The organism is Nonomuraea sp. NPDC049709 (assembly GCF_040674815.1).
Taxonomy (GTDB): domain Bacteria; phylum Actinomycetota; class Actinomycetes; order Streptosporangiales; family Streptosporangiaceae; genus Nonomuraea.
The window spans coordinates 1-11,098 of the sequence record NZ_JBFANM010000163.1; the positions used below are offsets into that span (position 1 = coordinate 1).

General features: G+C 70.6%; 10 protein-coding genes and 1 other RNA gene. 5 read left to right on the top strand and 6 right to left on the bottom strand.

Features of this window, described 5'->3' with window-relative positions; translation table 11 throughout:
• Both AB0J69_RS60490 and AB0J69_RS60495 read left to right on the top strand, forming a co-directional pair.
• A partial coding sequence (locus AB0J69_RS60490) for a hypothetical protein (RefSeq protein ID WP_364138147.1) occupies positions 1-209 on the top strand: 209 nt, incomplete at its 5' end.
• The gene (locus tag AB0J69_RS60495) at positions 116-700 is read left to right on the top strand and encodes a site-specific integrase (protein WP_364138124.1); all 585 of its coding nucleotides are present in this window, start codon (positions 116-118) and stop codon (positions 698-700) included. The genes AB0J69_RS60490 and AB0J69_RS60495, both read left to right, overlap by 94 nt.
• 34 nt (positions 701-734) lie before the next feature.
• On the opposite strand, the gene rnpB is transcribed toward AB0J69_RS60495, so the two are convergent.
• The 4 genes from rnpB to AB0J69_RS60515 all read right to left on the bottom strand — a co-directional run bounded on the left by rnpB (position 735) and on the right by AB0J69_RS60515 (position 4,108).
• An RNA gene (rnpB, locus tag AB0J69_RS60500) (RNase P RNA component class A) lies at positions 735-1,124 on the bottom strand.
• A 145-nt stretch (positions 1,125-1,269) separates the two neighbouring features.
• Complete coding sequence (locus AB0J69_RS60505) at positions 1,270-2,568, bottom strand: bifunctional RNase H/acid phosphatase (protein ID WP_364138127.1); 1,299 nt, start codon at positions 2,566-2,568, stop codon at positions 1,270-1,272.
• A complete protein-coding gene (locus AB0J69_RS60510; RefSeq protein ID WP_364138130.1) occupies positions 2,565-3,305 on the bottom strand; it encodes a C4-type zinc ribbon domain-containing protein in 741 nt (246 codons plus the stop codon). Before AB0J69_RS60510 ends, AB0J69_RS60505 begins: the two co-directional genes overlap by 4 nt.
• A 2-nt stretch (positions 3,306-3,307) precedes the next feature.
• The gene (locus tag AB0J69_RS60515) at positions 3,308-4,108 is read right to left on the bottom strand and encodes a Nif3-like dinuclear metal center hexameric protein (protein ID WP_364138133.1); all 801 of its coding nucleotides are present in this window, start codon (positions 4,106-4,108) and stop codon (positions 3,308-3,310) included.
• 121 nt (positions 4,109-4,229) lie between these two features.
• Between AB0J69_RS60515 and AB0J69_RS60520 the strand changes: the two genes are divergently transcribed.
• The 3 genes from AB0J69_RS60520 to AB0J69_RS60530 all read left to right on the top strand — a co-directional run bounded on the left by AB0J69_RS60520 (position 4,230) and on the right by AB0J69_RS60530 (position 8,257).
• Positions 4,230-5,690 (top strand): NAD(P)/FAD-dependent oxidoreductase, encoded by a 1,461-nt coding sequence (locus AB0J69_RS60520; RefSeq protein ID WP_364138135.1) that lies wholly within the window; start codon positions 4,230-4,232, stop codon positions 5,688-5,690.
• Positions 5,691-6,137: 447 nt separating this feature from the next.
• Entirely contained in the window at positions 6,138-7,166 is a 1,029-nt protein-coding gene (locus AB0J69_RS60525; protein WP_364138138.1) for a membrane dipeptidase, read from the top strand.
• Positions 7,163-8,257, top strand: coding sequence for a M20 family metallopeptidase (locus tag AB0J69_RS60530; protein WP_364138140.1), 1,095 nt, complete (start codon positions 7,163-7,165; stop codon positions 8,255-8,257). Before AB0J69_RS60525 ends, AB0J69_RS60530 begins: the two co-directional genes overlap by 4 nt.
• 429 nt (positions 8,258-8,686) lie before the next feature.
• On the opposite strand, the gene AB0J69_RS60535 is transcribed toward AB0J69_RS60530, so the two are convergent.
• Together AB0J69_RS60535 and AB0J69_RS60540 are read right to left on the bottom strand one after the other, a co-directional pair.
• Positions 8,687-9,358, bottom strand: coding sequence for a response regulator transcription factor (locus AB0J69_RS60535; RefSeq protein ID WP_364138143.1), 672 nt, complete (start codon positions 9,356-9,358; stop codon positions 8,687-8,689).
• A complete protein-coding gene (locus AB0J69_RS60540) occupies positions 9,355-10,770 on the bottom strand; it encodes a histidine kinase (RefSeq protein ID WP_364138145.1) in 1,416 nt (471 codons plus the stop codon). Before AB0J69_RS60540 ends, AB0J69_RS60535 begins: the two co-directional genes overlap by 4 nt.
• Between the last annotated feature and the right edge of the window lie 328 nt (positions 10,771-11,098).

Sequence of the window (11,098 nt, forward strand, 5' to 3'; positions counted from 1 at the left end):
CTGGATATGGCGTCGACACCCAAAATCCTTGCAGGTCAGGGGCACCTTTTCTCATGTTTCAGGCGGAGCCGGCTCCCTCGGTTGAATACCCGAGGATAGCCGCGTCTGTTGATCAATGGAAGATGTGGACCGTGCTGTTCGAATCTTGCTCGGCGCTGGCGTCGGTCTACGCCAAGGCGAAGCCCTTGGTCTCGCCCTGGACCGGGTGAACTCCGACGAGGGCATGATCACCGTAGATCAGCAAGTGGTCGTGATCAATCGGCGACCTCAGCTTGGACCGCCGAAAACCTCCGCATCGCTGCGGGACGTACCCATCCCCCATTTCGTCGCAACAGCGATCAACCAGCAGGTCAAGCGGTTCGACCTCACTCCCGACGCCGTACTGTGCCGAACCGGCCGGGGCACGCTGCTACGGCGCGACTACTTCAACAAGAAGATCTGGAAACCCGCCGTGGCGGTTGCCGGCCTACCCGAGGACGTGACTTTCCACGATCTCCGCCATACCTTCGCGAGCACCGCCCTGGCCGGAGGCGTACCGATCTCCGAGGTGTCCCGCTGGCTTGGGCATAAGTCCATCACCACCACCGTGGACCTTTACGGCCACTTGGTCCCGGAGGCCGGCGGCCGGGCACGTGACGCGTTGGACAAGGCGTTCAAGCTGGCGCTGAATGTGCCCGAAAAGTGCCCTGACGGATCTTGAATATGCCTGCGATACAGGTCACAGGGATGATGTGGTGACGAGTCGGCCTGTAGGCCGGGTTCTGTCCTTCGTACGAAGGGGCGACCATCCATCTAGGACCGCCGTTGCCGGCGGTCTCAAGCGGTCTACCCGCGCGGCTCGGGCGGGCAGCCCTCGAACGTCGCGCGCGGAACGCTCCGGAGAGCGTCCCTTCTTGACCTTGCTCCGGGTGGGGTTTACCTAGCCGCCCACGTCACCGTGGGCGCTGGTGGTCTCTTACACCACCCTTTCACCCTTACCTCCCGGTGGAACCGAGAGGCGGTCTGCTTTCTGTGGCACTGTCCCGCGGGTCACCCCGGGTCGGCGTTACCGACCACCCTGCCCTGTGGAGCCCGGACCTTCCTCGGCGGGCCCGTGGGCCCGACGCGGTCGCCCGGCCGACTCATCTGCTGAAGATTATCAAATCTCAAGTCGTTCCCAAGCCAACGACAAGATCGACCCGCTGGAATGGGCTGGTCATCGCCTGAGGGGGGCGGTGGCTTCAGGTGGCCGTGCCGGGTGATCACTGGCGGTACCCGGCACGGCCCCGGTCAGCGCAGGTGCGAGGTGTCGTTGAACGACTTCACCACGGCGGGCCCGTCCGCGTAGTACTCGACCAGCGACAGGCAGGCCAGGTCGAGGTGCATGCGGTAGAGGGACTCCAGGGGTGCCAGCAGGGCGTCCCTCAGGAGCAGCTTGATGGGCGTCACGTGCGAGACCGCGAGCACCGTCTTGCCCTCGTACCGCTCCACCAGCTCCTCCCTGGCCGCCTGCACGCGGCGCGCGGTCGTGGCGAAGCTCTCGCCGCCCGGCGGCGCCGCCTCCGGGTCGGCCAGCCAGGCGGCCAGCTCGGCTGGCCAGCGGCGCTGCACCTCCGTGAACGTGTGTCCCTCCCAGGCGCCGAAATCGGCTTCCCTGAGGTCTTCGTACACCTCCACCTCGAGGCCGGCCTGCTGGGCGACCGCCTCCGCGGTCTGCCGGGCGCGCTTGAGCGGCGAGGTGAGGATCACGTCGAGCCGGTACGGGTCCCGCGACAGCCTCGCGGCGGCCGCCGACGCCTGGGCCAGGCCGTTGGGGGTGAGCTCGGCGTCGCCGCGGCCGGAGAAGCGGCGTTCGAGGGACAGCTCGGTCTCGCCGTGCCGGAGCAGGAGCAGTGAGGTGGCGACGCGGGTGGGCGGGGCCCAGCCGGTGCCGGTGCCCTTGGTGCGGGTGGCGCGCTGCTGGGCGGTGGCGACGGAGGCGGTAGGGGCGGACAGCTCGGAAATGTCGCCCGCGTCCAGGAGGTCCGTCTGCCGGGCGCTCTTCGCGGCGGCCTTCTGGGCGGTCTTCGCGGCTTTCGGGGCGGTCTGCGTGCCCTTCGCGCCGCCTCCGGACGCGTCCGTGCCTGGCGCGTCTGTGCCTGATACGGTGGTGCCGCCGGCCTTCCAGGACAGGCCCTTGGCGGCGGCGTCCATGGCCTCGTTGGCCAGGCGGTCGGCGTGCTTGTTGCGTTCGCGGGGGATCCAGGTCCACTCCGTGACCCGCAACCGCCTGACCAGCGCCCCGGCCTCGGCGGCCAGCGGGCGCAACCCCTCGTTCTTGATCTTCCAGCGGCCCGCCATCTGCTCGACGACCAGCTTCGAGTCCATCCGGACGGCCACCTGCGCCCCGTCGCCGCCCAGCTCCAGGGCGGCCTTGAGGCCGGCGATCAGGCCGCGGTATTCGGCGACGTTGTTGGTCGTGACGCCGATCGCCTCGGCCGCCTCCGCCAGCACCTGGCCGTCGGAGGCGTCCTTGACGACCGCGCCGTAACCGGCCGGCCCGGGGTTGCCCCGCGAGCCGCCGTCGGCCTCTATGACGTAGGGGCTCACAGGCCCGACTCTGCGGTGCGTACGAGAATGCGCCGGCACTCGTCACACCGGAGGACCTCGTCGTGGGGAGCGGCCTTGATGCGGTTCATCTCGGCGATGGACAGGGCCACCTTGCAACCCTGGCACCGGCCGCCGCGCAGCATGGCGGCGCCCACGCCGTACTGGTCCCTGAGCTTCTCGTAGAGCGCGAGCAGGTCGGCGGGGATCTCGGCGGCGACGCCCGTGCGGCGGCCCTGGAGCTCGCCCGACTCCTTCTCCATCTCGTTGAACGCGGCGTCACGGCGGTCCTCGGCGGCGGAGAGCGCGCCGCGGATCTCGTCGCGCTTGGCCACCAGGTCGGTCACCTTGGTGTCGGCGGCCTCCCGGCGCTCCATGATCTCCAGCACGATCTCCTCCAGGTCGCCCTGGCGCTTCTGCAGCGAGGCGATCTCGGACTGGAGGCCGGCCAGGTCGCGCGGCGAGGTCACGGCTCCGGAATCAAGGCGCTTCTGGTCGCGGTCGGCCCGGGTGCGCACCGCGTCGACGTCGCTCTCGGCCTTGGTCTGCTCGCGCGCGAGGTCGCCGGCCTCGGTCTCGGCCTCGATCACCTGGGTGGCGAGCCGGGCGAACAGCTTCGAGCGCTCGTCGATCTCGGCCAGCTCGGGCAGGGTGCGGCGGCGGTGGGCCAGCCGATCAATCACGGAGTCGAGCTCTGCCAGGTCGAGCAGTCGCTTCTGGGCCTCAGGGGCTGCTTTCATGATCAATATCCTCTTGTCCAAGCATCGGTGACCGTGGCGGAGACACGCGTTTCAACGGTAACGCCACTGGCGTGCAGGATCGACGCCGCGCTGTCGAGCCAGGGCCACTCCGTCGCCCAGTGCGCGGCGTCGATCAGCGCCGGCCCGCCCGACTCCACGAACTCGCTGGCCGGGTGGTGCCGCAGGTCCGCCGTGAGGAACACGTCGACCCCGGCGGCCGCGGCCGTGCCGAGGAGCGAGTCGCCCGCTCCCCCGCTGACCGCCACGCGCGTGACCGGGCGGGACAGGTCGCCCGCCACGCGGATCCCCCAGGACGTGCGCGGCAACCCCTTGGCCGCCTGCGCCGCGAACTCCCCCAGCGTCGTCCCCTCGGGCAACTCCCCGATGCGGCCCAGGCCACGCCACGGGTCGTCGGGGAAGGGCTGGAGCGGGACCAGGTCGCCGACCAGCCCCACGGCCCTGGCCAGGGCGTCGGAAACGCCCGGGTTGGCGACGTCGGCGTTGGTGTGGGCGGTGTAGAGGGCGACGTCGTTCTTGATCAAGGTGTGGACGAGGCGGCCCTTCGGCGTGGTCGTGGCCACGGAGGTGGTGCCGCGCAGGTAGAGAGGGTGGTGGGTGACGATCAGGTGGGCCCCCCAGTCGAGGGCCTCCTCGGCCACGGCGGCGACCGGGTCGACCGCGAGCAGCACCCGACGCACCTGTTGTGCGGGATCCCCGCTGACCAGCCCCACCGCGTCCCACGACTCTGCCCGGGCGGGCGGGTAGGCCGCCTCCAGCACCTCGATCACGTCTGTCAACGTCACAGCAGCCACCTGCGCAGACTACCGGCCCGCGGGGTGGGGCGCGGCGGGCGTCGGGAGGGGTGTCGCCAGAACGGGGTTCGGCGTAATGTAAGTGGATCCTGACTTGCGTGCGGAGGATGGCATGTCACCTAGCGTCGCGATCATTGGGGCGGGGTTCGGCGGGCTGTGCATGGCGATCCAGCTCGAACGGGCCGGGATCCGTTCGTACACGGTCTTCGAGAAGGCCGGCGACCTGGGCGGCACGTGGCGCGACAACAGCTATCCGGGGGCGGGCTGCGATATTCCATCGCATTTGTACTCCTACTCCTTCGAGAAGTACGCGAGCTGGACCCGCCGCTACCCCGAACAACCCGAAATCCTTGGTTATCTCCACCATTGCGCCGATAAATACAACGTCAGGGGGAAAATCCGCTTCCGCACCGAGGTCCGGCGCGCCGTCTTCGACGGCTCGAAGTGGCAGGTCAGCACGGCTCCGGCGGAGGGGGACGGCGGCGAGCGTACGGAGGCGTACGACGCGGTCGTCATGGGGGTTGGGCAGCTCAATCGACCCCGCTTGCCGGACATCCCGGGCATGTCGGAGTTCGAGGGGGTCAGCTTCCACTCCGCCCGCTGGAACCACGACCACGACCTCACCGGCCGCCGGGTCGCGGTGATCGGGAACGGGTCGTCGGCGGCCCAGTTCATCCCGCGCATCGCGGAGCGGGTGGAGCACCTGCACGTCTTCCAGCGCACCCCCAACTGGGTGATCCCCAAGCCGGACGCCACCTTTGGGCCGCTGGCCAGGCTGGCGTTCCACTTCGTCCCGGGGCTGCAGCGGGCGTACCGCGAGTGGATCTACCGGTACGCCGAGGGCACCCTCTATCCGGCGCTCGCGCAGGGCTGGAGCGTGGGGCTGCTCAAGCAGCGGGCGCTGCGTCACCTGCGCGACCAGGTGCCGGACCCGGCGCTGCGCGCCAAGCTGACCCCCGACTATCCGCCCGGCTGCAAGCGAGTCGTCATCGACAGCACCTTTTACCCCGCCCTGACCAGGCCGAACGTGTCCCTGGAAACCGACAAGATCGTACGGATCACCCGGAAGGGCGTCGAGACCACCGAGGACCTGCGCGAGGTGGACACGATCGTGTACGCCACCGGCTTCAAGAGCACGGAGTTCCTCGTCCCGATGGAGGTCGTGGGGCGCGAGGGGCGCTCGCTGGAGGAGCAGTGGAAGGGCGGGGCGGAGGCGTACCTGGGCATTTCGGTGCCGGGCTTCCCGAACCTGTTCATGCTGTACGGGCCCAACACCAACCTGGGGCACAACTCGATCGTCTTCATGATCGAATGCCAGGTGAACCACATCATGTCCTGCCTGCCGCGCCTGGCCGCCGACGGGCCCATCGAGGTGCGGCCCGAGGTGATGGCGGCGTGGAGCGCGCAGCTCGACGCGGCGATGGCGCGGATGGTGTGGGGTGGAGGGTGTCAGAGCTGGTACAAGACGGCGGACGGGCGCGTCACCAACAACTGGCCCGGCCCCACGACCCTCTACCGGCGGCTCACGGCCAAACCCCCGCACCCGGCCTATCGCCCTGTCAGCACGGCCTAGCTTCCCCGGCCCACCGCCCGCCATCCCGGACACCGAGCACCACCGACGGCCCCGGCCCACCGCCTGCCACCCCGGACACCGAGCACCACCCACGACCCCGGCCGACACCCCACCCTGCCCGGCTACCACGCCCCCCGGACACGACTCCCCGCTCTGCCGGGCTCCCGTTCTTCCCCGAACCCGACTCCCGCCCGAACCTCAGCCTTCCCGTCGCCGCTTCCCGCCTGCCACCCCACTGGTCACCGGGCACAGGGAGGAGCGCGCATCCCGATCGGCACGGAAGGGCCACCCGACTGCCGACCTCCAGCAGCGTTCGCCGGCTCATCGCCTGTCGACCCTGGGTAGGACGTGGTTCCAGACGCGTCGAACCCCGGTCGTACGGTTGATCCAGAAGATCGGACCTGGGACGCATTGGAGCAGGTCGTGGCCTCGCGATAACGTCCAAGCATGACGCTTCCCCTGCACCAGCGCGCAGTCGTGGCCGACACGCACAACGACCTGCTCATGGCGGTATCCGCCCGGCCTCCGCAGCAGTGGGCCTCGTTCTTCCGGGAAAGATGGCTGCCCCAGCTCCTCGACGGCGGCGTGAACCTCCAGGTGCTGCCCGTCTTCATCGATGACCAATACCGGCCGGAGGGTGCGCTGCGGCAGACGTTGCGCATGATCGAGTGCGCCCACGTGCTGGCGGAGGGAAACGCGGACCACGTGCGGCTCTGCCTCGACGCCGCCGGGATCGACCGGGCGCTCGGCGACGGCAAGATCGCTCTGGTGCTGGCGATGGAGAGCATGCCGGGCCTCGACGCGAGCGTCGAGCTGATCCCCACCATGCACCGGCTGGGCGTGCGGGTGGCCTCCATCGCCCACTTCGGCCGCACGCCGCTGGCCGACGGCAGTGCCGAGGACGCGACGGGCAGCGGGCTGACCTCCCACGGCGTCGCCGCCCTGGCGGAGATGGAGCGGCTCGGCATCATCTTCGACATCTCCCATTTGGGCGCCTCGGGCGTGGCACACGTGCTGGAGCTGGCCACGAAGCCGGTCATGGCCACCCACTCCGCCGCCCGCGCGCTGCGCGACCACCACCGCAACCTCACCGACGACCAGCTCCGCGGCGTGGCCGACAGCGGGGGCGTGATCTGCGTCAACTTCTTCGCCCCGTTCCTGGCCGAGGACAAGGCGGGCATGACGCTCGACCGGCTCCTCGACCACATCGAGCACATCGTGTCCGTCGCCGGCATCGACCACGTGGGGCTCGGCCCCGACTTCATCCGCGAGGTGATGGACGACCTGACGCCGCCGTGCTGCGAGGACGTCAACGCCAGGGGCGTCGATCCGAAGTCCGCCGTCCCGGGGCTGGAAGGTCCGTCCGGGCTGCCCATGGTGACCGAGGGGCTGCTCGCGCGCGGCCTGCCGGAGAAGGACGTCACGCAGATCATCGGCGGCAACGTGCACCGGTTCTTCGGGGAGCGGCTCGCATGACCGGCACCCCCTCGCCAGGAACCGCCGGCATGCTCGCGGACCTCGAGGAGCTGGTCCTGTGCGAGTCCTTCTCCAGCGACCTGGAGGCCGTGGCCCGCAGCGCGAAGGTGGTGGCCGCGATGGGCACCCGCCATCTGGGCACCGCGCCGGAGTTCCTGGTGATCGACGGGGTCACGCATCTGCGGTGGTCGTTCGGCACCCCCCGGGTTCTCCTGCTCGGGCACCACGACACGGTCTGGCCAATCGGCACCCTCACCACTCATCCCTGGTCCGTGGTGGACGGGGTGGCGCGGGGGCCGGGCGTGTTCGACATGAAGGCGGGGCTGGTGCAGACGTTCCACGCGCTGGCGGGGCTCGGCTCGCTCGACGGCATCACGCTGCTGGTCACGGGAGACGAGGAAGTCGGCTCCATCACGTCCGCGCGACTGATCCAGGACACCGCGCGGGGCCTGGCCGCCGCCTTCGTCATGGAGGCCAGCGCCGACGGCGGGGCGCTGAAGACGTCCCGAAAAGGGACCTCGCTCTACACCGTCAACGTGCACGGCAAGGCCGCGCACGCGGGGCTCGAACCGGAGAAGGGCGCGAACGCGGGCATCGAGCTGGCCCACCAGATCCTGGCCGTCGCCGCCATCGGCGCCGGACCGACAACCGTCACGCCAACGGTTCTGACGGGTGGCACGACGCTGAACACGGTTCCGGCAGCGGCCTCGGTCGGGGTGGACGTGCGGGTGGCGGAGGTGGCGGAGCAGCAGCGGGTGGACGCGGCGATGCAGGCCCTGCGGCCGGTCGTACCAGGCACCCGCCTGGAGGTCCTCGGCGGCCCCAACCGCCCACCGCTCGAAGAGGCGATGTCGGCCTCGCTCTTCGCCCTGGCGCAGGAGCTGGCAGCGGGTCTGGGGCTGGAGCCGCTGACCTCGGCTTCTGTGGGCGGCGCCTCGGACGGCAACTTCACGGCTGGGGTGGGCTGTCCGACGCTCGACGGGCTGGGGGCCGTGGGGGGTGGGGCGCACGCGAACCATGAGCACGTCATCGTGTCCGAGATGCCCGGACGCACTGCCCTGCTCCGGGCACTGATCGAAGCGGTCCGCTAGACCCCGCTGCGCCTCGGGGCGGCGACCTGATCCGGCGCCGCCAACGAGGCACCACGACAGCGGAGCACCGCGACACCGCAGCACCACAACGCCGGAGCACCGCGACACGCCGGAGCACCGCTACACGCCGGAGCACCGCGACACGCCGGAGCACCGCGACACCAGGGCAGATAGGCATCAGGACGTGAGGGTTGAGTGGCGGCTCGCCGGGCCGTCGCGTGGGTTCTGGGGACGCGGGTCGCTCCGGAACGTCTCCCGGTCTGTCAGGGTTCGGGGGCATCGCGCCTGCGCTGCCGGGCTGGATGGGGCCGTTCGTCGTCCTGCTCAGCGTCGGCGTCCTCGGGAGCTTCGTCCGTTTCTGGCGGCGACAGCTGAGAGCCGGCCGGGACCGGCCGGCCGAGCTGCAGCGGGCGCGGCGGTGGGTTCGGGTCAGGCGGTGCCGCCGGGAGAGACCAGGCCGGTCTCGTAGGCGACCACCACGGCTTGGACGCGGTCGCGCAGGCCGAGCTTGGACAGAATGCTCGCGACGTGGGTCTTCACCGTGGCCACGCTGAGGGTCAGCTGGCCGGCGAGTTCGGCGTTGCTCAGGCCGGTGGCGAGCAGGCGCAGCACGTCCAGTTCCCGGGGCGTCAGCTGGGACAGGTCGCGGTGGAGAGTGGGTTTGACGTTGTCGCGGCGGGCGAAACGCTCGACCAGGCGGCGGGTGATGGTGGGCGCGAGCAGGGCGTCGCCGGAGCGCACCAGACGTACCGCGGCCACCAGGTGCTCGGGTGAGACGTCCTTGAGCAGGAACCCGCTCGCCCCCGCGGCGAGCGCGGCGTACACGTAGTGGTCGAGGTCGTAGGTGGTCAGGATCAGCACGCGGGTGTCCTCGGCACCGCCCGCGAGGATCCTCCGGGTGGCTTCGAGGCCGTCCATCTGCGGCATCCGGATGTCCATGAGCACGACGTCGGGCCTGGTACGGCGGACCGCGGCGACGGCTTCGCCCCCGTTGGCGGCCTCGGCCGCCACTTCGATGCCGTCGGCGGCGAGGATCATGCGGAACCCCGTGCGTACCAGCGCCTGGTCGTCGACGATGACGGCGCGCAACCGCTCGGTCATGCGGTCCTCCACGGGACGCGGGCCTTGATCCGGAATCCGCCTTCGGCCGTCCGTCCGGCGTCCAGGGTCCCGCCGTAGACGGCGAGCCGCTCGCGCAACCCGATCAGTCCCCTTCCGTCGCCGGTCCGCGGCCCGGCGCCACGGGTCCCGCCGGTGTCGGTCACCTCGATCTCCAGCCAGTCGCCGTCATGGCCGATCGTCACGGACGCGGCGGCCCCGGGCGCGTGCTTGATCGTGTTGGTGAGGGCTTCCTGCACGACGCGGTAGGCGGCGAGGTCGACCCCGGGAGGCAGCGGCCCGGGGGGCGACGCCGCGACGCGGACCGGCACTCCGGCGGCGCGAACTCGTTTCACCAGGGCGTCGAGCTGATCGAGCCCGGGTTGGGGTTCGAGCCCGTCGGAAGGCCCGTTGGAAGGCCCGTCAAGGCGTTCGCCGCCCGGGCCGGCGAGCAGGCCCATGACATGGCGCAGCTCGGCCATCGCGGCCCGGCCGCCGGACTCGATCGCGAGCAGAGCCTGCTTCGACTGCTCCGGCTCCACGTCCATCACCTTGCGGGCCGCGCCGGCCTGGATCACCATCACGTTGACATTGTGGGTCACCACGTCGTGGAGCTCGGCGGCGATCCTGGACCGCTCCTCCGCGACGGCCCTGCGCGTGGCGTCCGCCTGCGCCTGCTGCAGCTCGGCGAGCCGGTGCCGGTCGGCTCTCAGCTGTCGCCGCCAGAAACGGACGAAGCTCCCGAGGACGCCGACGCTGAGCAGGACGACGAACGGCCCCATCCAGCCCGGCAGCGCAGGCGCGATGTCCCCGAACCCGGCACCGGCGAGCCCGGCCGCGAGCACGATGCCACCCATCGCCAGGATCCGGTGACGGCTGTGGGCGGCGGCACCGTACGCGGCGACAGCGCAGGTCAGTACGGTGATCCAGGTCGCATCCGCGTGCGTGGCCCGGGCCGCCGCCAGCACCACCCAGAAGGTGATGAGCGGGTACCGGCGCCGCGCCGCCAGCGGCAACGCCGTCAGGGCCACGAGGAACACGGGCGGCGGGTCCTGGGACGGAAGCCGGGCACGTGGGTCGCCGGTGCGTGGGGATGGGCCGTTGGGCAGGACCCCGGGAGGTGCTGCGTGGTCGGCCGGGGAACCGGGCCGGAGCCGGAGGTACTCGATCGCCGCGGGCTGGTTCGCGGCGGAGCCGATCGCCGGATCCTGCGCCGGCACGGTCACCGCGAGGACGGTCAGGACGATCGCGAGCACCACGTCGGCGACGAGTGCTCTGCGAGACAGCCTCGCGGGTCCGTCGCTGTTCCGCACCGGCGTGTCCCGTACGCCGCGCCGATCCGAGTAGTCCTCGTTCAGCCGGTCGTACAGGTCGAGCACCTGCCGCCACCACGGCCGTCGTTCACCGGTTTCCACCGGCACATTGTCACGCCTGCACCGTTCATCCGGCATCGGCCGTCGTGATGGCTTTCACGGTCTTCGGGAGTACATCGCAGGGATGACCTGGCGGCCCCTCGTTCCCGGGCGGGAGACGATCTCGGTACGGCGGCCGACGCGCACCCGCATGAGCACTGCCTAGTTTCGTTCCCGGCACCACGCCGCCTCGACGGTCGAGGCGCTGTTCCTGATCACCCTTTCGGACCTCTGCTCAGGAGGACATAGCGTGACCGCTGTCCTGCAGGCCCAGCAACTGGGCAAGAAGTACGGCAAGCGCTGGGCGCTGCGCGAGTGCACCATCGACATC